We start from the raw sequence: 23013 nt of genomic DNA, 5'->3' as shown, positions 1-23013 counted from the left end.
CAGGAGGGGAGTGAGACATGACTGGACTGACGCTGAAGGATATCCGCAAATCCTACGGTTCCGTGGACGTTCTCCACGGCATCGACCTCGATATCAAGCAGGGCGAATTCATCGTCTTTGTCGGTCCGTCCGGCTGCGGCAAATCCACCCTTCTGCGCATGATCGCCGGTCTCGAGGCGATTACCGGCGGCGAGATGTATATCGACGGCCAGCTCGTCAACGACGTGCCGCCGTCGAAGCGCGGCATTGCCATGGTCTTTCAGTCCTACGCGCTCTATCCCCATATGACCGTCTACGACAACATGGCCTTCGGTATGAAGATCGCCGGCGAAAGCAAGCAGGAGATCGACCGCCGCGTGCGGGCGGCGGCCGACAGCCTGCAACTGGGCAAATATCTCGACCGCCTGCCGAAGGCGCTTTCCGGCGGCCAGCGCCAGCGCGTGGCGATCGGCCGCGCCATCTGCCGCGACCCCAAGGTCTTCCTGTTCGACGAGCCGCTGTCCAACCTCGACGCTGCGTTGCGCGTCGCGACCCGCATCGAGATCGCCCGCCTCAACGAGCAGATGGCCGATACGACGATGATCTACGTCACCCACGACCAGGTCGAGGCGATGACGCTTGCCGACCGCATCGTCGTGCTTTCCGCCGGCAATATCGAGCAGGTCGGCGCGCCGCTGGAGCTTTACGAGCGCCCCGCCAACCTCTTCGTGGCGAAATTCATCGGCTCGCCGGCCATGAACATCATCCCCGCGACGATATCAGGCACCGGCAGCCAGACGACCGTGACGCTGACCGGCGGCATGTCGGTCACGCTCGATGTGGCGACCGACGCGTCCGAGAAGGGCAAAGAGGCGAGCTTCGGTGTTCGCCCGGAAGATCTCAGGATCGCCGACGGTGCCGACTATGTTTTCGAGGGCGAGGTCTCGATCGTCGAAGCGCTCGGCGAAGTGACGCTGCTTTATATCGAAGGCCTGGTCCCCGGCGAGCCGATCGTCGTCAAACTGCCCGGCATTTATGATGTCCATAAGGGCCAGAGGATGCGCTTTGCCGCCGACCGGCAGAAGCTGCATCTCTTCGATGCGAGCGGCCACACCTACCGGAAATGAGATCGCCATTTTTGGGGTAAACATCCCGAGAATTATACTTGGCGGACCGAATTCTCACTTTCTGTTAAAGATCGGCTGCTACTTTTTCCTTCGTCAATTTATGAGGGGATAAGCAAGTGGCCGCTTCCAATCCGTCACAGCCAAGATCTCATTTCCTGAGCAAGGAAGAATCCTTCATGTATGACCGCGAGGCGCGGTTCAAAATGGAGGACACGATGAATGCCGCGCGCATCGAATATACGGAAAAGGGCGTCATGCACGCGGCTTCGCGCCGCTGCGACATCGTCCGGATCTCGATGAGCAGCGCGACGCTCGCAATTCTGACCCAGTTCAGCCTGCCGAAGCAGTTCTATCTGGACATTCCGGATGCCCGCATCACCAAGGTCGGCTGCCTGCTGATGAAGGTCAACGCCAACAATACGATCGAAGTCCGCTTCCTGCGCCTGCTGACGCAAAAGGAGCTGAACAAGATCTTCGTCTACAGCACGCACCCGGCGCACAAGGATTACGTCCTCGATATCCGCGCCTGACGGATAGATCGGGACTGCCAATAGCAAAACCCGCGGGACGCTGCGTGCGCCCCGCGGGTTTTTGCTTATTTACGTTGGTTACGTTCAGTGGAAGAGAACGCTCGCACCCTGGTCCGAAGCGCCGACGGCGCGGCGGAAGGGCGCGAAGAGCTCGCGGCCCATGCCGAATTCATTGTCGGAAAGATCGACGGTCACCGGTTCGCGCTCGGCCAAGTCGGCCGCATCGACGAGCACTTCGAGCGTGCCCTTGATCGCGTCCAGGCGAATGATGTCGCCGTTCTTGATGCGGGCGATCGGGCCGCCGTCGACCGCTTCCGGCGTGACGTGGATCGCCGCCGGCACCTTGCCGGATGCGCCGGACATGCGCCCGTCGGTCAGAAGCGCCACGCGGAAGCCGCGATCCTGCAGCACGCCGAGCGGCGGCGTCAGCTTGTGCAGTTCCGGCATGCCGTTCGCCTTCGGTCCCTGGAAGCGCACGACGGCGACGAAATCGCGGTTGAGCTTGCCTTCCTTGAAGGCGTCCTGCAGTTCCTGCTGGCTGTGGAAGACGATCGCCGGCGCCTCGATGATGTGGCGCTCCGGCTTGACGGCGGAGATCTTGATGACTGCCTTGCCGAGATTGCCGCGCAGCATCTTCAGCCCGCCATTCGCCTGGAACGGCGTCTCGATGCTGGAGAGCACCTTCGGATCATGGCTCTTCTCCGGCGACGGCTCGCGCAGGACGGTGCTGTTTTCGCCGAGGCGGGCATCGACCGTATAGGCTTGGAGGCCCTGGCCGAAGACCGTGCGCACGTCGTCATGCACCAGGCCGTACTTCAGGAGTTCCTTGATCAGGAAGCCCATGCCGCCGGCCGCCTGGAAATGGTTCACGTCGGCAAGTCCGTTCGGATAGACGCGGGCAAGCAGCGGCACGATTTCCGAAAGCTCGGCGATGTCCTGCCAGGTGAGCTGGATGCCGGCTGCCCGCGCCATGGCGACGAGGTGCAGCGTGTGGTTGGTCGAGCCGCCGGTCGCATGCAGGCCGACGACGCCGTTGACGACCGAACGTTCGTCGATCATCTCGCCGGCTGGCGTGAATTCGTTGCCGAGCGCGGTGATCGCCAGCGCCCGCTTGGCGGCCTCGCGCGTCAGCGCTTCGCGCAGCGGCGTGCCGGGATTGATGAAGGAGGAGCCGGGCATATGGAAGCCCATGATCTCCATCAGCATCTGGTTGGAGTTGGCCGTGCCGTAGAAGGTGCAGGTGCCTGGGCCGTGATAGGATTTCGATTCCGCCTCCAGGAGCTCGGCGCGCCCGACCTTGCCCTCGGCGAAGAGCTGACGCACCCGCGACTTCTCGTCGTTGGGGAGGCCCGTCGTCATCGGGCCGGCCGGAACGAAGATCGACGGCAGGTGCCCGAAGGAGAGGGCGGCGATGACGAGGCCGGGAACGATCTTGTCGCAGACGCCGAGGAAGAGGGCGGCATCGAACATATTGTGCGACAGGCCGACGCCCGCGGCCATGGCGATCAGGTCGCGCGAAAAGAGCGACAGCTCCATGCCCGGCTGCCCCTGGGTGACGCCGTCGCACATGGCAGGCACGCCGCCGGCCACCTGGGCGACGCCGCCTGCCTCGGCGGCCGCCTCACGGATGATTGCGGGATAGGTCTCGAACGGCTGGTGGGCCGAGAGCATGTCGTTATAGGCAGTGATGATGCCGAGATTGGGAATGCGGTCGCCGGCAAGCGCGTCCTTCTCGGCGGGGGAACAGACCGCAAAGCCATGGGCGAGGTTGGCGCAGCCGAGCGCCGAGCGGTGCACGCCCTTGGAGGCGGCGCCGCGCAGCCGTTCCAGATAGTGCTCGCGGGTCGGCTTCGAGCGTTCGACGATGCGGTTGGTGATCGCAGCAATGCGTGCGTGAGCGGACATGGAAGATCCCTGCCTTGTTCTGGTTCGTCTCAAAGTGTTCGCCGGCTCCGGCGGCCGTCTGGCCGTATCAGGGAGCCCAGTAGATCTCGACCGGGGAAGTGGCCCGGCGCAGAACGGCGCGGATCGGCATGTCTGCCTCGTCACCGCTGCCTTCCGCCTTGGCGAGAACGTCTTTTTTGCCTTCGCCCTCGATATGGAGAACCAGCAGTGCCGCATCCTGGAGACTGGAGAAGGTGAAAGTCAGGCGCGGCTCGCCGGCTCCTTCTGCCTCCATGGTGATGACGCCGCGCGGCGTCGAGGCATCGAGCGCCTCGGCAAGATTGCTGCCGCCGGGAAAGAACGAGGCCGTGTGGCCGTCGCCGCCCATGCCGAGGATGACCACATCGAAGGGGATGCCGATCTCGGCGCTTTTTTCCGTCGCCAGCCTTGCCGCCTCCTCGACCGAGGCTGCCGGCTGGTAAAGCGGCACGAACCGCGCCGCCTTTGCCTTGTGCTGCAAGAGATTGGCATCGACCAGCAGATGGTTCGAGCGGGTATTGTCGGCCGGCACGAAGCGTTCGTCAACCAGCGTGATCGTCACCTTGTCCCAGGCGATGTCGCGTGTCGACAGCGCCTGGAAGAAGGCCTTTGGCGTCGAGCCGCCGGAAACGGCGATGGAGGCGGCGCCACGGGCGGCGATCGCCGCCGAAAGCGTATCGGCGACCTTGTCGGCGAGGCTGCCGGCGAGATCTGCGGGGCTGGCGAAGGAATGCAGGGTCGATGCCATCGATGTCGTCCTAGATATCGTCATGCCAGGTGCGGCCGTCGCGCTCGATCAGCGCGATGGCCTGGCTCGGGCCCCAGGTGCCGGCCGTATAGCCCTGCACCTGCTGGCCGGTGGTTTCCCAACCTTTCAGGATCGGGTCGACCCATTTCCATGCGGCTTCGACTTCATCGCGGCGCATGAACAATGTCTGGTTGGAGCGGATCACGTCCATCAGCAGGCGTTCGTAGGCGTCGGGATTGCGGACGTTGAAGGCCTGGGCAAAGCTCATGTCGAGCGAGACGTTGCGCAGGCGCATGCCGCCCGGACCCGGATCCTTGATCATCAGCGACTGCTTGACGCCCTCATCCGGCTGCAGGCGGATGATCAGCTGGTTGGCGACGATGCGGCCGGCCGCCTGGTCGAAGATCGCATGCGGGATCGGCTTGAAGGTGATGACGATCTCGGACATGCGCCCGGTCAGGCGCTTGCCGGTTCTGATATAGAAGGGAACGCCAGCCCAGCGCCAGTTGTTGATCTCCGCCTTGATGGCGACGAAGGTCTCGGTGTTGGAGACGCCGCCTTCGAGCTCTTCGAGATAGCCCTTGACCGGACCGCTGCCGGATGCGCCGGCGCGATACTGGCCGCGCACCGTCGCCTGCTCGACATTGGAGGCATCGAGCGGCTTGAGCGCCCGCAGCACCTTCAGCTTCTCGTCGCGAACGGCTTCCGAATCCATCGACGAAGGCACTTCCATCGCCGTCAGGCAGAGCAGCTGCAGGATGTGGTTCTGCACCATGTCGCGCAATGCGCCGGCCGTATCGTAATAGCCGGCGCGGCCTTCGAGGCCGACCGCTTCGGCCACGGTGATCTGCACGTGATCGATGTAGTTGGCGTTCCACAGCGGCTCGTAGAGCGCATTGGCAAAGCGCAGCGCCATCAGGTTCTGCACCGTTTCCTTGCCGAGATAGTGGTCGATGCGGAAAATCTGCTCTTCCTTGAAGGCGCGGCCGATCATGTCGTTGAGCTGCAGCGCCGAGGCGAGGTCGCGGCCGATCGGCTTCTCGACGACGATGCGGGTCGATTTGGTGATCAGCTTATGGTCATGGATCTTCTGCGAAATGTCGCCGAAGATGCCGGGTGCGACCGCCAGATAGAAGGCGCGCACCCGATCCTTGCTCTCGTCGAGCAGCCTCTTCAGCTGATCCCAGCCGCTGTCGGAGCGGGCGTCGACCGAGACGTAATAGAGGCGGGCGCAGAACTTCTCGACTTCGTTCTCGTCATATTCGCCCTTCTTCAGGTGTTCCTTCAGCGCATCGCGGGCGAATTTGCGGTATTCCTCGTGCGTCAGCGGGCTGCGCGAAGCGCCGATCACCCGGGTCGGTTCGCCGAACTGGCCTTCGATCTGGCGATGATAGAGGGCCGGCAGCAACTTGCGTTCGGCAAGGTCGCCGCTGCCGCCGAAGACGACGTAATCAAAAGGCTCAACGGGAATGATCTGGCTGCTCATGAGCTTGTCTCTCAATCAGGCTTGGTTGACGGCCCTTTTAATCTAATCGATTTAAAAAAGCCAGTGTGCAGTGCAATGAATCTGTCGGGCACCGGTTCTAGAGCGAATTTCCATGAGAGGAAATCCGCAAGCGGACTAAAACTTGTCGCGAAGCGCAAACCACGACAAGGCGAGGAAAAGCAACGGCGCCCGCATCCAGGCCCCGCCGGGAAAGGCCGGGATATCGAGCGATTTGAACAGATCCAGATCGCCGGATTTCCCAAGCACCGTTTCCGCATAGAGCTTGCCACAGTAGTTTGACAGCATGACGCCATGGCCGGAATAACCGCCGATCGAGGTGACGCCCGGCATCACCTCGCGCACGAAGAGCTGGCGCGGCATGGTGATGCCGACGCTGCCGCCCCAGGCATGGGTGATTTCGATGTCTTTCAGACCAGGATAGATTTCGCCGATCTGCCGGCGGATATGCTGCGAAATGTCTCGCGGATTGTCGGCCGTATAGGCCTCGCGTCCGCCGAACAGCAGACGGCCCTCGAATCGGCGGAAATAACGCACGACGAAGCGCGAATCGGCGACGGCCTCGCCGCCCGGCAGCACTTCGGGATGCCTATCGAGGGGAACGGTGGCGCCGATGAAGGAGCGGATCGGCATGACATGGCTTGCCGTCACCGGTTCGAGGCCGTCGATATGCCCGTCGCAGGCGATCAGCGCCCGGTCGGCGGTGATCGTGCCCCGTTCTGTTTCGATCGTCACCTTGCCGCCGCCCTGGCGGATCGCCGTCGCCTTGGTCATCTCGAAGATATCAGCACCTGCGTTGGCGGCGACACGGGCGAGCCCGATGAGCAGCTTCAGCGGATGGATATGGCCTGTGCCGACATCGCGCACGCCGCAGTGGAAGCGCTTCGAGCCGAGCCTTTCCTGCGTCTCTTTCTTGTCCATGAAGCTGATGTGCGGATAGTCATAGCGCTGCGCGGCGATCTCGGCGTTCTCGCGATAGTCGCATTCGTAGCTTGCCTTGTGGGCGACATTGAGCTGGCCGGGCACGAAGTCGATCTCGATCTGGTGCTCGCTTGCAAAATCGAGGAGATGGCGCTTGGCCGCCTCGGCAACGTCGAACAGCGCCTTCGAGCGTTGATAGCCGATTTTTTCCTCGAGCTCTTCCGGCCACCATCGCTGGCCGGTGCCGAGCTGGCCGCCATTGCGCCCGGACGCTCCGTCGCCGAAGCGGCAGGCCTCGATCAGGACGACCGAAACGCCTGACCTGGCGAGGTGATAGGCGGCCTGCAGGCCGGTATAGCCACCGCCGATGATGGCGACGTCGCATGCTCTCGAGCCGTCGAGAGCGGCATAGGTGGGCCGCTCGCCGACGGTTGCCTGATACCAGGATAGGCCCGGGGAGATCGGGCTCTGCCACATCTCATTTCGTGCCATGACGATCCCCTCACACGTTGAGCAGAAGGAATTCCCGCTCCCAGGGACTGATCACCTGCATGAAGGTCTCGAACTCGCCGCGCTTGACGCCGGCATAAAGCCCGATGAACTGCGTGCCGAACACCTCTTCGAAGGCGGGCTCGTCCTCCATCAGCGCCACGGCTTCCAAGAGGCCGCGCGGCAGGTCGATTGAGCCCTCATTGGCCGAATCCTCCGTCGGCGCCGTCGGCTCGATCTCCTTCATGATGCCGAGCAGGCCGGAAGCGAGCGAGGCGGCAAGCGCCAGATAGGGATTGGCGTCCGAACTCGGCAGCCGGTTTTCCACTCGCCGCGCCTGCGGATCGGAGACCGGGACACGGAAGGCGGTCGTCCGGTTGTCGTAACCCCAGGCATTGTTGACTGGGCAGGACATATCGGGCTGCAGGCGGCGGTAGGAATTCACATAGGGCGCCAGCATCGCCATCGCGCTCGGCACGAATTTCTGCATGCCGCCGATGAAATGGAAGAATTCCTTCGAAGCCGAGCCATCGGGGTTGGAGAAGATGTTCTTGCCGGTCTCGATATTGACTACCGACTGGTGGATATGCATCGCCGAACCCGGCTGGCCCTGCATCGGCTTGGCCATGAAGGTTGCGTAGATGTCGTGTTTCAGCGCCGCCTCGCGGATCGTCCGCTTGAACAGGAACACCTGGTCGGCAAGCTCGATCGGATTGCCGTGGCGCAGGTTGATTTCGAGCTGGGCCGGTCCCTCTTCATGGATCAGCGTATCGATCTCCAGCCCCTGCTTCTCCGAGAAATGATAGACGTCATCGATCAGCTCGTCGAACTCGTTGATGCCGGCGATCGAATAGCCCTGGCCGCCGAGGATCGAGCGGCCGGACCGGCCTTTCGGCGGGTGCAGCGGATAGTCGGGATCGTCGTTCTTGGCGACCAGGTAGAATTCGATCTCGGGCGCGACGATCGGCTTCCAGCCGCGCTCATGATAGAGGCTCATGATCCGCTTTAGCACGTTGCGCGGCGTATAGGGCACTTCGCCGCCATCCGAATCGACGATGTCGCAGATCACCTGCGCCGTCGGATCGCTCTCCCAGGGCACGACCGACAGTGTCGAAAGATCCGGCATCAGCTTCAGGTCGCTGTCGCGCGGCTCGTAGCGGAAGCTCTCCGTCTCCTCGGGATATTCGCCGGAAATCGTGTGCCGGTAGATCGCCGAAGGCAGCGCCAGTGAGGTGTTGGAGGTGAATTTCGAGCTCGGCATCATTTTGCCGCGCGGCACGCCGGCAAGGTCGGGCGTGATGCATTCGATGTCTTCGATGCCCCTGGCTCTCAGCCACTGCGCCGCTTCCTTCCAGTTCGCAACGCCGCGCAGGGATCCGGGGTCCGGAGGAGTTTTCGTCGAGGCGGGTACGGTTCTGGCAGGCTTCAGCGTCGTCTTTTTTGGGGACATGACACACCGGTTTGGTTGATCGTGGCGCCATCATAGCCGGACTTTACCAATTGGCGAGGGGTCGAGAACGTTGACTTTCGCCCTTCGATGGAAAAAGAAGACGCCGATTTGATTGGGGAAACGGGTTTGCAGCGCAAAAGCGACGTCATCGTCATCGGCGCCGGGGCGGCGGGCATGATGGCGGCCATCCGCGCGGGAAAACGCGGTCGCTCGGTCGTCGTTCTCGACCATGCGCGAGCGCCCGGCGAGAAGATCCGCATCTCCGGCGGCGGCCGCTGCAATTTCACCAATCTCCATGCCGGGCCGAAGAATTTTCTGTCCGCCAATCCGCATTTCTGCAAGTCGGCGCTTGCCCGTTTCACGCCTGCCGATTTCATCGCCATGGTCGAGCGGCACGGCATTGCCTGGCATGAAAAGACGCTCGGCCAGCTGTTCTGCGACGACAGCGCCAAGGACATCATCCGCATGCTCCTGGACGAGATGCGCGCCGCCGGCGCGGCACTCGATCTTACTACCGAGATAACAGGTGTCGAAAGGACCGATGCGGGCTTCCGCGTCTCGACCGGGCAGGGCGGCTATGAAGCCTCATCGCTGATCGTCGCGACCGGCGGCAAATCGATCCCGAAGATGGGCGCCACCGGCTTTGCCTATCGCCTCGCCGAGCAGTTCGGCCTCGCCGTGCTCGAAACCCGCCCGGCCCTGGTGCCGTTGACGCTCGATCCCGGCCTGCTCGCAAGCATTGCGCCGCTTGCCGGCATTTCCGCTCCGGCCGAAATCCGCCATGGCAAGACCGCCTTCCGCGAAGCGCTGCTGTTTACCCATCGGGGCTTGAGCGGACCTGCCATCCTGCAGATCTCCTCCTATTGGCGCGAAGGCGACGAAATCGTCCTTGCCATCGAACCGGATATCGACATCGCCGCGCAGCTGAAGGCGGCAAAGCAGCTGAACGGCCGCCAGTCGGCCCAGACCGCGCTTGGCGAGATCCTGCCGAAGAGGCTGGCGCAGTTTCTCGTCGAGCGCGAAAAGATCTCCGGCAATATGGCCGACCTACCCGACAAGACGCTGCTCAGCCTTGCCGCGAGCGCCCAGAACTTTGCAATCAAGCCTTCCGGCTCTGAAGGCTATCGCACCGCCGAAGTGACGCTTGGCGGCATCGACACGGCCGCGCTCGATTCACGCAGCATGGAGGCCAAGGCCGTGCCCGGCCTCTATTTCATCGGCGAATGCGTCGACGTCACCGGCTGGCTCGGCGGCTATAATTTCCAATGGGCCTGGGCCTCGGGATTTGCCGCGGGCGAATGCGCCTGAAGCTTTCGCTTTCTGCATATCGGCGGAACCCGTATATTAGAAATGCCGATTCAAGACTTCTTAAGAGAGGTGCGCCATCCTGTCTCAATTGGCGGTTTGCAAAGCTCTTCCTAGATTAAGCTTTACCGGCAAGCCGTTTTATTGGATTGTTGTGTCAGAAGAGTGAGGTTTCGAGCATGACCAGACACGCACGACGCGCCCGCGCAATCGCAATCACCCAGGCAAAGCCTGACATCAGGATGGCCGTCCTGCGATATTTGATGCTCGCGGCCGGCGCCACAGCCGCCAGCCTGGCGCTGTTGCTCGCGCACCTGCTCTGACCTATCCTTTCATCCGAAAGTAACCTTGCCGCCTTTCGATCGCGACATCGCGGTCCCGTGGGGCATAAATTGCAACTATTTCACCGCCTTGGCTTTTAACCGCCATCATCGCTTATCCGAAAATTAATATCTAATCTGACACAATTGCCCGCGATTATTTGGGCATCTCCAACTTGCTTGGACATGAACCGGCAATGACTGCCGCCTGGCTTCCGGGTTCCCCGATGTAAAGAGAATAGTTGATGTGCACTCGGCTGGCGCGCCTGATGGCTGCCCGCGGGAGGAGTAGTGTATGAAAGGCCCGGAACGCCATGTTGATTGACAAGATTCTTTCCCGCTTCAGGATCAAGACGAAAGTCCTGATCTTCGTTCTGCCCTTCGTTGTGACCATCTCGGCGGTGGGCCTGACGGGCCTTTATGCTTCCGGACTTCTGCAGGGCCGCATGGAAATCTCCAACAGCGTGCTGCAGTCGCTGAGCGGGTTCAAGGATCTCTACGGTTCGATGGACGACTTCCTGCGCATCACCAGTCAGCCGGCGCGCGACAAGCTGCTCACCGATCTGAAGACCCAGCAGGGCGTGCTCGACCAGACGCTGAACCAGGTGGGCGAACAAGCTGCCGGCCGTGACAGCCTTGCGGAAGCCTCGAGCCGCACCAAGGACATTTCAGGCGTCGTCGACAAGCTCTGGGCCTTGCATGAGCAGGAAGTCGCGCTGCACGAGCAGATCGACGCGGCGCAGAAGAGCCTGATCAGCACCCGCTTCACGGTCTCCTACCAGGCCGAGGAATTGCAGACAGCGCTGCAGCGCGACGAGAGTGCCGCCACCGTCACCCTTCGCACCGCCGACCGCCTGCTGAAGGGTGGCGATTTCCTCGGCACCGTCGCCAGCGGCTTCAGCAAGCCGCAGACGCCGCAGGACAAGATCGCCTTCATCAACGAACAGATGCCGGAGATCATCAAGGCCCAGCGCCTGATCGCCATTTCGGTTCCGACCAATCAGAAAAACGTCATCGACGCCCTGGCGGCGACCATCGACAGCATCAAGGCGATCGCCCAGATGCCCGCGCCGACCGACGAGAACGTCGCCGAACTCGGCCGCCTCGTGTCCCGCTTCCGCCAGACCTCGACCTATACGCAGCTGACCGCGACGCAGAAAATGCGCGAGGCGACCCAGCGGTTTGCCGAGCTCGAAGGCCGCATCGCCCAGACCAACTCCGTCCTGCAGGATACGCGGCGCCTGGAAAATTCCGTCTATGCGCTGCAGATCGTCCTGTCCGATTTCCTCTCCAACTCGAGCAAGGACAATCTCGTGCGCCTGCAGCAGCAGGCCGGCACGCTCGGCAAGGACATGCAGGTGCTGACCACCAGCGCCAAGGGCATGGGCTTTGCCGAAGGCATTTCCGGCGCAATCCAGCCGGCCCTCGACGCCATTTCCGGCGGTGGCTCGAAGATCGTCGATACGATCGGTGAGCGCGTCACGGCCTATGCCGCCGCCCGCCAGGAACTCGATCAGATCTGGACGAAGCTGACCGATTTCGCCGAGCTGCAGAAAAAGACGGCCGGCACGGAGCGCACCCAGGCAAACAGCATCTCGGTGCTCACCACCGGTCTCGGTATCCTGCTGTCGATCCTCGGCGGCATCGCCCTGGTGCTGACGCTGCAGCGCCCGATCAGCCAGATCACGGCCGCCATGCGCCGTATCGCCGAAGGGTCGCTGGAAACCAGCATTTCAGGCGAGCAGCGCCACGACGAAATCGGCGACATGGCCCGCGCCCTCGGCATCTTCAAGGAGAATGCCATCTCGAAGATCCGCATCGAGGAGCAGAGCGACGAGGAACGCGCCGCCGCCGAACACGAGCGCCAGCGCAACGACGCCGAAAAGCGCGAGATGGACCGGCAGATCGAATTTGCGGTCAACGCGCTTGCCGCCGGCCTCGAGCGCATGTCGCAGGGCGATATCTCGACGACGATCGAAACGCCCTTCATCGGCCGCCTCGAACAGCTGCGTCAGGATTTCAACGGTTCGATGCTGCGCCTGCAGGCAACGATGAGCCAGATCCGCGACAATGTCGAACTGATCCAGGGCAACGGCAACCAGATGGCCCAGTCGGCCGAGGATCTCTCCAAGCGCACCGAACAGCAGGCGGCTTCGCTCGAAGAGACGGCGGCTGCCGTCGATCAGATCACCGTCACGGTGCGCTCGTCCGCCGAACGCGCCAAGGATGCCGACCAGATCGTCCGTCAGGCCAAGCGCAGCGCCGACGATTCCGCCGTCGTCGTCAGCAACGCGATCGACGCCATGGGTCGCATCGAGGATGCCGCGCGCCAGATCGAGCAGATCATCGGCGTCATCGACGAGATCGCCTTCCAGACCAACTTGCTGGCGCTCAACGCCGGCATCGAGGCGGCGCGCGCCGGCGAGGCCGGCAAGGGTTTCGCCGTCGTCGCCATGGAAGTCCGCGAACTCGCCCAGCGCTCCGCCGCCGCGGCGCAGGAGATCAAGGGATTGATCAACAAGTCGACCAACGAGGTCAGCTCCGGCTCGCAATTCGTGCAGGAGACCGGCACGGTGCTCGCCAAGATCAGCGCCCAGATCGTCACGATCAGCCAGCATGTCGAGATGATCGCCCGCGCCAGCCACGACCAGTCCAACGCGCTGCAGAGTGTCAACTCGACCGTCAACCAGATGGACCAGATGACGCAGAAGAACGCCGCCATGGTGGAGGAGACGACCGCCGCCAGCCGCGAACTGGCCGACGAGGCCGATGCGCTGCGCCGCCTCATCCAGCAGTTCAAGATTGACGGGGTGGGCGAAGCGCCAGTCTACCGCGCCGCCTGATCAGCGCTTGATTTCCATTGTTTCGACGGCCCCGGTTTTCCGGGGCCGTTTGTGTATTGGTAAGGCGCGATCGGCTGCCTTGGCAGGCGATCGGAATGTCCGAAAACAGGGCGGTGATTTATCCTGGCCAATTCAGATTTACGGAAAATTTTCCTTAACGCTTTTCCTCTAATTTAGCCCTTGTTGTGTCGCCGGGGGTTTTGATGCCGCGCCTTTTCTCTACATCCATCGTCCGCCAGATCGTTGCGATCACGCTGTTTCTGCTGGCGATCAGCACGGCGGCCATTGTCGGCGTGACCTATTACAATCTGAGCCGCCATGTGATGGATGGCGCCGTTTCCGACGCGAGGGACGCCGCCCGCGCCATGGCCGTCCTCTACGGCGCGGCCGATCAGGCCGCCGAGGTCGAGGTCAAGGACAACAAGCTTTCTGCCGTCACCGAAGAGGCTATTCCGGCCCTTGCCGATCATTCGCTGGTCGACCGCACCGCCCAGTCCATCGCCGGCGTTGCGACGATCTTCCAGAAGCAGGGCGGCGACTACGTCCGCATATCCACCAACGTCAAGAAGGAAAACGGCGACCGCGCCGTCGGCACCAAGCTTGCGGCCGAGCACCCGGCCCAGCCGGTTCTTGCCCGCGGCGAGGCCTATTTCGGCCCTGCCGAACTGTTCGGCCGCAAGTTCATGACCGGTTACTTCCCGATCAAGAACGCATCGAACGCCAATGTCGGCATTCTCTTCATCGGCATTCCGATGGAGTTCTATTATCAGCGCATGAACGAACTGCTGATCCTGGTTCTCGGCATCGGCGCCGTCGTCATGCTGCTCGTCGGTGTTCTCGCCTTCTATGCGATCCGCCAGTCGGTGAAGCCTTTGCAGGCGCTGACCGCCAGCGTCCACTCGATCTCCTCGGGCGATCTCGAAGAGGCAATCCCCTGTCTTGAGAAGAAAAACGAGTTCGGCGAGATCGGCCGCGCCCTCTCGCTCTTCCGCGACAGCGCCCGCGCCCGCCGCGACCTGGAAACCGAGGCGTCCGAACAGCGCGCCTTGAGCGATGCCGAACGTGCCAGGAACGATGCCGACAAGCGCTCGCTCGACGGCCAGATCGATTTTGCCGTCAACCAGCTTGCGGCCGGCCTCGGCCGCCTGTCCCAGGGCGACGTCTCACAGACGATCGGCACGCCCTTCGTCGGCCGGCTGGAGCAGCTGCGCGTCGATTTCAACGCCTCGCTTCTGCGGCTGCAGGATACGCTCTCCGGCATCCGCGACAGCGCCTCGACGATCCAGCGCAACAGCGGCGCCGTCTCGGCTTCCGCCGCCGAACTTTCGAAACGCACCGAAGCGCAGGCGGCAAACCTCGAGGAGACCGCCGCCGCGGTCGAAGAGATCACCGTCACGGTTCGCTCTTCCGCCGAGCGCGCCCGTGAAGCCAACAGCGTCGTTGCCGCCACCAAGAAGACCGCCGACAATTCCGGCGCCGTCGTCGGCGATGCCGTCGCTGCCATGGAACGCATCGAAGAGGCCTCGCAGCGGATCGAGCAGATCATCGAGGTGATCGACGATATCGCCTTCCAGACCAATCTTCTGGCGCTCAATGCCGGCATCGAGGCGGCGCGGGCTGGCGAGGCGGGCAAGGGCTTTGCCGTCGTCGCCCAGGAGGTGCGCGAGCTCGCGCAGCGTTCGGCCGATGCGGCGCGCGAGATCAAGTCGCTGATCGAGACGTCGAGCCGCGAAGTGACGGCCGGCTCCGAGCTGGTGCAGAAGACCGGCAGCGTCCTTGCCTCGATCAGCCACGAGATCATCGCGATCAGCGGCCATGTCGAGACCATCGCCACCGCCAGCCGCGATCAGTCAGCGGCGCTGCAGGAGGTTAACGGTTCTGTGAACGCCATGGACCAGATGACCCAGAAGAACGCCTCGATGGTTGCCGAGACGACGCAGGCAAGCCGTCTGCTTGCCGGCGAAGCCGATACGCTGATGGCGCTCATCGAGCGTTTCCGCCTCGGCGCAGAACCGGCGGCCGCTCACCTCGGCGCGAGGAAAGTCGCCTGAGGAGCACGGCCGTGACGGCCGCAGGATTGCGCCGCAATGCTGCGGCGTTTTCCGTTCGCTGCGACCCGCTTTAAAATGAGGTCGATCGAAGTCAGCCAGGCGGCGAAGCGGATGATGCTGCTGTCTCCATACTCGGCATAAAACCGGTCTTCATCCGCTTTGGAACCGCTTGGCTTGCAGTAATGCCGGTATCCGTGGACGCCGGCGATGGTGATCATGTCGATCATGGCGATGTCCTTTCTCATGTTTAGACATCACTTCATTTAGGCGTCAAAATTCGCTTCATAAACAGGGAAAATCCCGCTATGTTTTTCAACAATGAAAAACGCGAATTGGGATTCCTATCAGCTTTTCCTGCAGGTCGCCCGGCTCGGCGGTCTGACGGGAGCGAGCGCTGCCAGCGGGCTCAGCCCCGCCACGGTCGGTCGGCGCATGCTCGAGCTCGAGCAAGAGGTCGGCCGCGCCCTGTTTTCGCGCAGCCAGACCGGTTATAGGCTGACGCAGGATGGCCAGGCGCTGCTCGATCATCTTCAGGAAATGGAAGCCGCCGCCCGCAAGGTGGAAGCCTGGCGGCAATCCGGTGAGGGCGGCACCACCGTCAGGATCACCGCCGGCACCTGGGTCGCCTGGCTGCTGACGGAGAATTTCACCGCAATCCGCATGCTGGGCGATGCCTTCGCCATTGCTCTCTCCATCGGCGAGGCGCGGGCGAGCCTTACCTATCGCGAGAGCGATATCGGCATTCGCGCCTTCGAGCCGGCGGAAGCCAATCTGGCAGCACGGCTGCTCGGAGAGGTGGCCTATGCCGTCTATGCCAGACGCAACGCCGCCGAGACCGACGAGCGCTGGATCGCCGTCGGCGAGGAGGAAGCGATCTCGGCCTATCTGCGCTGGCCGCACGCCCATGCCGCATCCGGGATCGTCGCCACCGTCAACCGGCCGCGTTCGCTGCCGGATCTGGTGCGCGCCGGCGCCGGCAAGACCGTGCTTCCCTGTTTCGTCGGCGATCTTCATCCCGAGTTGCAGCGCCAGGGCGGCGAACTGCCGGAACTGCGTCACCGCCAATGGATCGTCATGAATGCCGAGGACCGCCATCGCCCCGAAATCCGCACGGTCGCCGACCGAATGACCAAGCTCATCCGAAGCTATGCCGATCTCTTCGCCGGGAAACGGCCGAGCCGCGGCTGATCGTCAGGGCGTTATAGAGTTTACAGCAAGGCGCCCGCGCATCTGCCGAATGCGCGGGCGCTCTGATTGATAGGCGCGCTCCGTATCGCCGGGCCGCATCGGACCTCCCGGTCAATGCCGGTTGGTGACGACGACCGGAATGAGCAGGTCGCCCCAGTTGCCGTCGCCGCCGTGATGACGGGCCGAGCGCACCAGTTCGACCGAGACGCCGGCCTCGACGGCTTTCATGACCGACTGGTTCAGCCGGTGCAGGTCATTGGCGAGCATGCGGATCGTCGTCTGCTGATCCTCGCTCATGCTGGACGTCTGCTCTTCGGCCCGTTCCCGGACGCGTGAAATGGATGCCATGGTTCTGTCCTCCTGTTCGGGTTATTCCGCAGCCGGTTTGAACTGCGCATGTTCGGTTGAATCGTGCATGGCGGTGGTCGATGACCGGCCGCCGGTGATGGCGAGCGACACGGCGTCGAAATAGCCGGTGCCGACCTCGCGCTGATGTTTGGTGGCGGTATAGCCGTAGTCCTCTGCGGCGAATTCCGCCTCCTGCAACTCGGAATAGGCCGACATCTGCCGCTGCCGGTAGCCGCGCGCCAGTTCGTACATGCCGTAGTTCAGCTGGTGGAAGCCGGCGAGCGTGATGAACTGGAACTTGTAGCCCATCGCCCCGAGTTCGCGCTGGAACTTGGCAATCGTCGCCTCGTCGAGGTTCTTCTTCCAATTGAAGGAAGGCGAGCAATTATAGGCGAGCAGCTTGCCGGGATGGACCTTGTGCACGCCCTCGGCAAAGCGGCGCGCCTGCTCGAGATCCGGCTTGGAAGTCTCGCACCAGATCAGATCGCAATGCGGCGCATAGGCGACGGCCCGGGCGATGCACGGCTCGATGCCGTTCTTGACCTGGTAGAAGCCTTCGACCGTTCGCCCGGCATCGCAATCGACGAAGGGCTGGTCGCGCTCGTCGATGTCGGAGGTCAGCAGCTTTGCCGCTTCCGCGTCGGTGCGGGCGATCACCAGCGTCGCCACGCCCATGACGTCGGCGGCAAGCCGTGCGGCGTCGAGATTGCGGATATGGGCGGCCGTCGGGATCAGCACCTTGCCGCCGAGATGGCCGCATTTCTTCTCCGAGGCGAGCTGGTCCTCGAAATGGACGCCGGCAGCACCTGCCTCGATATAGGCCTTCATGATCTCGAAGGCGTTGAGCGGCCCGCCGAAGCCGGCTTCGGCATCGGCGACGATCGGCGCGAACCAGGTCTCGACGGAAAGCCCGTTGCCTTCTGATGTCTCGATCTGATCGGCGCGCTGCAGCGTGCGGTTGATGCGCTTGGCAAGCTCCGGCCCGGCATTGGCGGGATAGAGCGACTGGTCGGGATACATCGCCGATGCCGTATTGGCGTCGGCCGCCACCTGCCAGCCGGAAAGGTAGATGGCCTTCAGCCCAGCGCGCACCATCTGCATAGCCTGGTTGCCGGAAAGGGCGCCGAGCGCATTGACGAAATCCTCCTGGCGCAGCAGCCGCCACAACCGGTCCGCCCCCATTTCGGCCAGCGTGTGGGTCAGCGCCACCGAGCCTCTGAGCCGCTGCACGTCGGCGGCCGAATAGGGCCTTTCGATGCCGTCGAAGCGGCCCGCCGGTGCATTGGGAACAAGCTTGTAAAAATCGGTCATGCTGATCTCCTCACTAAAAACCGAAAACAGGGTGTTGATGACAAGATTGACAAAATTGCGCGGAATGACCAGAAAAACCTTTGATTTCCCAGGTGGAAAGAGGTTAAGATGACGAGGATTGACAGAGCGGCGCTGTGAATTTGTAAAATTTTGTAAACGTTGGTGCCGCGTGCCTGTCAAAGGGTGTGACAATGGCGGAACGGAAGATTTTCGCAGGCCCGAAGTTGCGGCGCATCCGCAATGCGCTGGCGCTGACGCAGACCGCCATGGCCGAGGCGCTCGAAATATCACCCTCTTACCTGAATCTGATCGAGCGCAACCAGCGGCCGTTGACGGTGCAGCTGCTGTTGAAGCTCGCGGCCGTCTACAAGGTCGATCTGGAGGAGTTGCGCGGCCAGACCGGCGGCAGCCTCGGCCAGCTGAAGGAGGTCTTTGCCGATCCGCTGCTTGCAGGCGAATTGCCCGGCGACCAGGAACTGGTGGAAGTGGCCGAGGCCGCACCCAATGCCGCGGCCGGCATGATCAAGCTCTATCGCGCCTATCGCGAACAGGCCGCCCGGCTGTCGGACCTGACGGCGCTGATGGCGGCCGAAGGGCATGCACCGGTCGCCGCCGGCCGGTTGCCGCTCGACGAGCTGCGCGAGACGCTGGAGCGCAGATCGGCCTATTTCGGACGGATCGAGACGGCGGCGGAAGCCTTTGCCGCGACGCTTCCCGGCGGCGCCGATCTTGCCGCCGGGCTGAAGGACTGGCTGCGCGCCGAGCGCGGCATTGCGGTGCGCGTCCTGCCGGTGCATGTCATGCCGGATCTGCGCCGCCGTTTCGACCGGCATTCGATGCGGCTTTTCATTTCCGAGCGCCTGTCGCCGGCCGACCGTGCGCATGAGATCGCTATCGAGGCCGCCAACCTCGCTTTGCTGTCGGCGATCGATGCCGAGCTCGACGATCTCTCGCTCTCCTCCGCCGAGGCGCGCCGCATCGCCCGCTTCGAGCTGGCCCGCATCGCGGCCCTGGCGCTCGCCATGCCCTATGAGGCTTTCCTGGCGGCGGCGAAGGCGACGCGCTGCGATATCGACATTCTGCGCGCCCGCTTCGGCGTCTCTTTCGGGCATGCCGCGACGCGTCTGACCATGCTGCAGCGGCCGGGGGCGGCAGCCATCCCCTTCTTCATGATGGAGATCGATGCCGCCGGCCACCGGCTGCGGCGAGGCGGCGCCCAGGGCTTTCCGCAGGCCCATTTCGGCGGCGGCTGTCCGAAGCTCAATATCCACGCCTGCTTCCTGCAGCCGGGCCAGATTCTTGCCGAGACGGTGGTCATGCCAGATGGAGCATCCTTCCTGACGGTCGCCCGCACGCTCGAGGGGCCGAGCGTCGAATTCGGCGAAAGGGTCAGGCGCACGGCGATCCTGATCGGCTGTGACGCCGCCCTTGCAGACGGCCTGGCCTACGGGCAGATAACGGCGGTCGATCCGGTCGCGATCGGCCCGGCCTGTCGCCTCTGCGAGCGGCGCGGCTGCCTTTCCCGCGCCGAGCCGCCGGTGACGAGACCACTCGGGCTCGACGAGATGGTGGCGGGGCTCAGCGCCTTCGACTTCCAGTGATTGTGAAATAGTCGACAGCGCAGTTTTTGCGCTTGTGGGCTTACAAATTCCTTCTTAGTCTGCGGGCAAACCAGAGGGAAAAGACGTCCGGGGATGCGGACGCTTTGAACAAGCAGGAGAAGTCATGAGGTCAACCATCGCAAGTGTGACGGCCGCCGCCATCGCCGCGCTCTTTGCCGCCGCTCCGGCCTTTGCCCAGGAGCGCGTGGTCAATGTCTACAACTGGTCGGATTATATCGACGACAGCATCCTGACCGACTTCACCAAGGAAACCGGCATCAAGGTCGTCTACGACACCTTCGATTCGAACGAGACCGTCGAAACTAAGCTGCTCGCCGGCGGCACCGGTTATGACGTCGTCGTTCCCACCGCCGACTTCCTGCAGCGCCAGATCCAGGCCGGCGTCTTCCAGAAGCTCGACAAGTCGAAGCTGCCGAACCTTTCCAACATGTGGGACGTGATCCAGCAGCGCACCGCTGCATACGATCCGGGCAATGAATATGCCGTCGATTACATGTGGGGCACCGACGGCATCGGCTACAACGTCAAAAAGGTCGCTGAAATCCTGGGTCCCGATGCCAAGCCCGGCCTCGAAGTGATCTTCGATCCGAAGGTCGCCGAAAAGTTCAAGGACTGCGGCATCTACGTGCTCGACACGCCGAAGGACGTCATGACCACGGCGCTGCGCTATCTCGGCCTCGATCCGAACTCGACCAAGGCCGAGGATTTCAAGAAAGTCGAGGAACTGCTGACGGCGGTCCGCCCCTATATCCGCAAGTTCCATTCGTCCGAATATATCAACGCCCTTGCCAACGGCGATATCTGCATCGCCTTCGGCTATTCCGGCGACATGCTGCAGGCCCGCGACCGTGCGGCCGAAGCCAAGAACGGCGTCGAGGTCAACTACTCGATCCCCGTACAGGGCGCCCAGATGTGGTTCGACATGATGGCGATCCCCGCCGATGCCAAGCATGTGGCCGAAGCGCATGAGTTCCTGAACTACATGATGAAGCCCGAGGTCATCGCCAAGGCGAGCGATCACACCTTCTATGCCAACGGCAACAAGGCCTCGCAGCAGTTCGTCAGCAAGGACGTGCTGAACGATCCGGCTATCTATCCGACCGAAGAGGTGATGAAGAACCTGTTCACCGTCAAGCCGTGGGACCCGAAGACCCAGCGCACGGCGACGCGGATCTGGACGAAGGTCGTCACCGGCCAGTAAGTCAATGCCAGGCCCGGACGGCAACGTCCGGGCCTTTCAATTGGCGGCCCTGGGTGGAGGCCAGCCGAATACGCATATTTTTCGGGGAATAATATGAAATCCTTAGGCAATATCCGCCGCACTTTCGCGCCTTGGACCGATCCGTCCGCAAAACCGTTCATTGCCTTCAAGAATGTCACCAAGCGCTTCGGCGATTTTACCGCTGTCAACGACCTGTCGCTGAACATCTATCACCGCGAGTTCTTCGCGCTGCTCGGCGCGTCCGGCTGCGGCAAGTCGACGCTTCTGCGCATGCTCGCCGGCTTCGAGCAGCCGACATCCGGCGAAATCGTTCTCGACGGCACCGATCTCGCCGGCACGCCGCCCTACAGGCGGCCGGTCAATATGATGTTCCAGTCCTACGCGCTTTTCCCGCACATGACCGTCGAGAAGAACATCGCCTTCGGCCTGAAGCAAGACGGCATGCCGAAGGACGAAATGGCCGAGCGCGTCGCGCAGATGCTGAAACTCGTCAAGCTCGAGCAATTTGCCTCCCGCAAGCCGAACCAGCTCTCCGGCGGCCAGCGTCAGCGCGTGGCGCTCGCCCGTTCGCTCGCCAAGCGCCCGAAAGTGCTGCTGCTCGACGAACCGCTCGGCGCGCTCGACAAGAAGCTGCGCGAGGAAACCCAGTTCGAACTGATGGACCTGCAGCAAAGCCTCGGTCTCACCTTCGTCGTCGTCACCCATGACCAGGAAGAGGCGATGACCATGGCCGACCGTATTGCCGTCATGAGCCACGGCAAGGTCGTGCAGGTGGCGACTCCGGCAGAAATCTACGAGGCGCCGAATTCCCGCTTCGTGGCGGATTTCATCGGCGACGTGAATATCTTCGACGGCAAGGTGACGACATCGGGGAGCGGCGCAACCGAGATCGCCGTCGACAGCGGTTTCACCATCCGCATCGCCGCCGCAAGTGCCCCGGCGATCGGCAGCACGGCCGGTTTTGCCATCCGCCCCGAGAAGATCCGCGTCAGCCGCGCGGCGCCGGCGAACGCCGCGGTCAACGCGGCCAAGGGCGAGATCTGGGATATCGGCTATCTCGGCGACATGACCATCTTCCACATCAAGCTGCCGAGCGGCAAATTCGTCAGAGCCTCTTCCCTCAACGCGCAACGCTCCGTCGAAGACCCTTTCACCTACGATCAGGACGTCTGGGTCTCCTTCGATGAAGACGGCGGCGTGCTGCTGAAGGATTGAGATCATGGGAACGCTGGCATCACGCTTCTATAACCGCCTCGTCATCGTCATTCCCTATGCTTGGCTGCTGCTCTTCTTTCTGGCGCCGTTCTTCATCGTCTTCCGCATCTCGCTGTCGACGACGGCGATCGCGATACCGCCCTATGAGCCGGTCTTCTCTTTTGCCGATGGCTGGAGCGGTTTCTGGAGCAAGGTCGCGACCTTCTCCTTCGACAATTACGGCTATCTCACCGACGATCCTCTCTACTTCAACGCTTATCTGTCGAGCGTCACCATCGCCGGTATCTCGACCCTGCTGATGTTGCTGATCGCCTATCCGATCGCCTATGGCATGGCGCAGGCGCCGCGCACCATCCGCCCGACGCTGCTGATGCTCGTCATCCTGCCGTTCTGGACGAGCTTTCTGATCCGCGTCTATGCGTGGATTGCCATCCTGAAGCCCGAGGGATTGCTGAACCAGCTCCTCCTGTCGCTGCATATCATCGACACGCCGCTGATCATTCTCAACACCCCGACGGCCGTCTATATCGGTATCGTCTATTCCTACCTGCCCTTCATGGTGCTGCCGCTCTATTCGTCGCTCGAAAAGATGGACGGCACGCTGATCGAGGCGGCCCAGGATCTCGGCTGCACGCCGATCCGGGCCTTCTGGCGCGTCACTTTCCCGCTGTCGATCCCAGGCGTGGTGGCAGGCTGTATGCTGGTCTTCATCCCCGCCGTCGGCGAATTCGTCATCCCTGATCTTCTCGGCGGGTCGCAGACACTGATGATCGGCAAGACGCTGTGGAACGAGTTCAATGCCAATCGCGACTGGCCGGTCTCCTCGGCGGTCGCAACCATCCTGCTCATGATCCTGGTGATCCCGATCGTCTTCTTTCAGAATGCACAGGCCAAGGCCGAAGAGCGGGGAGATAGAC

The 23013-nt window shown here is 62.7% G+C and carries 18 protein-coding genes and 1 pseudogene; 11 read left to right on the top strand and 8 right to left on the bottom strand.

Annotated features, from left to right (window positions below; translation table 11 throughout):
- Positions 1–17 precede the first annotated feature (17 nt).
- Both ugpC and MHI61_RS20035 read left to right on the top strand, forming a co-directional pair.
- Positions 18–1106 (top strand): sn-glycerol-3-phosphate ABC transporter ATP-binding protein UgpC, encoded by a 1089-nt coding sequence (gene ugpC, locus MHI61_RS20040; protein ID WP_097584623.1) that lies wholly within the window; start codon positions 18–20, stop codon positions 1104–1106.
- Positions 1107–1282: 176 nt separating this feature from the next.
- Positions 1283–1636 carry a hypothetical protein gene (locus tag MHI61_RS20035; RefSeq protein ID WP_020920408.1) on the top strand — a complete coding sequence of 118 codons (354 nt, stop codon included), beginning with the start codon at positions 1283–1285 and terminating at the stop codon, positions 1634–1636.
- Positions 1637–1720: 84 nt separating this feature from the next.
- Here the strand turns inward: MHI61_RS20035 and edd are convergent, their stop codons facing one another.
- From edd to MHI61_RS20010, 5 genes are all read right to left on the bottom strand, one after another.
- A complete protein-coding gene (edd, locus tag MHI61_RS20030; protein ID WP_239790232.1) occupies positions 1721–3541 on the bottom strand; it encodes a phosphogluconate dehydratase in 1821 nt (606 codons plus the stop codon).
- Positions 3542–3608: 67 nt separating this feature from the next.
- Positions 3609–4307 (bottom strand): 6-phosphogluconolactonase, encoded by a 699-nt coding sequence (gene pgl, locus MHI61_RS20025; RefSeq protein ID WP_239790231.1) that lies wholly within the window; start codon positions 4305–4307, stop codon positions 3609–3611.
- A gap of 10 nt (positions 4308–4317) precedes the next feature.
- Positions 4318–5793: a glucose-6-phosphate dehydrogenase gene (zwf, locus tag MHI61_RS20020; RefSeq protein WP_222138808.1), complete on the bottom strand. Its 1476-nt coding sequence runs from the start codon at positions 5791–5793 to the stop codon at positions 4318–4320.
- Between the two features lie 135 nt (positions 5794–5928).
- A complete protein-coding gene (locus MHI61_RS20015; RefSeq protein ID WP_239790230.1) occupies positions 5929–7224 on the bottom strand; it encodes an FAD-binding oxidoreductase in 1296 nt (431 codons plus the stop codon).
- 10 nt (positions 7225–7234) lie between these two features.
- On the bottom strand, positions 7235–8671 hold the full coding sequence (locus MHI61_RS20010) for a glutamine synthetase family protein (RefSeq protein WP_097584615.1): 1437 nt from the start codon (positions 8669–8671) through the stop codon (positions 7235–7237).
- Positions 8672–8758: 87 nt separating this feature from the next.
- Here MHI61_RS20010 and MHI61_RS20005 point away from each other — a divergent pair, with 87 nt between their 5' ends.
- The 4 genes from MHI61_RS20005 to MHI61_RS19990 all read left to right on the top strand — a co-directional run bounded on the left by MHI61_RS20005 (position 8759) and on the right by MHI61_RS19990 (position 15190).
- Entirely contained in the window at positions 8759–9979 is a 1221-nt protein-coding gene (locus MHI61_RS20005; protein WP_239790229.1) for an NAD(P)/FAD-dependent oxidoreductase, read from the top strand.
- Positions 9980–10155: 176 nt separating this feature from the next.
- On the top strand, positions 10156–10299 hold the full coding sequence (locus MHI61_RS20000) for a hypothetical protein (RefSeq protein ID WP_239790228.1): 144 nt from the start codon (positions 10156–10158) through the stop codon (positions 10297–10299).
- 311 nt (positions 10300–10610) lie between these two features.
- The gene (locus tag MHI61_RS19995; RefSeq protein WP_239790227.1) at positions 10611–13139 is read left to right on the top strand and encodes a HAMP domain-containing methyl-accepting chemotaxis protein; all 2529 of its coding nucleotides are present in this window, start codon (positions 10611–10613) and stop codon (positions 13137–13139) included.
- Between the two features lie 203 nt (positions 13140–13342).
- Positions 13343–15190: a methyl-accepting chemotaxis protein gene (locus tag MHI61_RS19990; protein ID WP_239790226.1), complete on the top strand. Its 1848-nt coding sequence runs from the start codon at positions 13343–13345 to the stop codon at positions 15188–15190.
- On the opposite strand, the gene MHI61_RS19985 is transcribed toward MHI61_RS19990, so the two are convergent.
- A complete protein-coding gene (locus MHI61_RS19985; protein ID WP_239790225.1) occupies positions 15163–15417 on the bottom strand; it encodes a hypothetical protein in 255 nt (84 codons plus the stop codon). The genes MHI61_RS19990 and MHI61_RS19985 overlap by 28 nt on opposite strands.
- 91 nt (positions 15418–15508) lie before the next feature.
- Between MHI61_RS19985 and MHI61_RS19980 the strand changes: the two genes are divergently transcribed.
- Entirely contained in the window at positions 15509–16378 is an 870-nt protein-coding gene (locus MHI61_RS19980; RefSeq protein WP_239790224.1) for a LysR family transcriptional regulator, read from the top strand.
- Positions 16379–16489: 111 nt separating this feature from the next.
- Here the strand turns inward: MHI61_RS19980 and MHI61_RS19975 are convergent, their stop codons facing one another.
- Together MHI61_RS19975 and aceA are read right to left on the bottom strand one after the other, a co-directional pair.
- Entirely contained in the window at positions 16490–16726 is a 237-nt protein-coding gene (locus tag MHI61_RS19975; RefSeq protein ID WP_039617955.1) for a hypothetical protein, read from the bottom strand.
- 21 nt (positions 16727–16747) lie between these two features.
- On the bottom strand, positions 16748–18037 hold the full coding sequence (gene aceA / locus MHI61_RS19970; RefSeq protein ID WP_239790223.1) for an isocitrate lyase: 1290 nt from the start codon (positions 18035–18037) through the stop codon (positions 16748–16750).
- A 191-nt stretch (positions 18038–18228) separates the two neighbouring features.
- On the opposite strand from aceA, the gene MHI61_RS19965 reads away from it, so the two are divergent.
- From MHI61_RS19965 to MHI61_RS19950, 4 genes and pseudogenes are all read left to right on the top strand, one after another.
- A complete protein-coding gene (locus MHI61_RS19965; protein WP_239790222.1) occupies positions 18229–19638 on the top strand; it encodes an XRE family transcriptional regulator in 1410 nt (469 codons plus the stop codon).
- 124 nt (positions 19639–19762) lie between these two features.
- Positions 19763–20860 (top strand): polyamine ABC transporter substrate-binding protein, encoded by a 1098-nt coding sequence (locus MHI61_RS19960; protein WP_222138816.1) that lies wholly within the window; start codon positions 19763–19765, stop codon positions 20858–20860.
- A gap of 93 nt (positions 20861–20953) precedes the next feature.
- The gene (locus tag MHI61_RS19955) at positions 20954–22096 is read left to right on the top strand and encodes an ABC transporter ATP-binding protein (RefSeq protein ID WP_239790221.1); all 1143 of its coding nucleotides are present in this window, start codon (positions 20954–20956) and stop codon (positions 22094–22096) included.
- A 4-nt stretch (positions 22097–22100) separates the two neighbouring features.
- Positions 22101–23006 (top strand): annotated as a pseudogene (locus MHI61_RS19950) (ABC transporter permease subunit); the annotation flags it as partial.
- Positions 23007–23013 lie beyond the last annotated feature (7 nt).

This window comes from Rhizobium sp. K102, from assembly GCF_022385315.1.
Classification (GTDB): Bacteria; Pseudomonadota; Alphaproteobacteria; order Rhizobiales; family Rhizobiaceae; genus Rhizobium; species Rhizobium croatiense.
The sequence above is the reverse complement of the archived record's forward strand: the minus strand, read 5'-3'. Positions and strand labels throughout refer to the sequence as shown.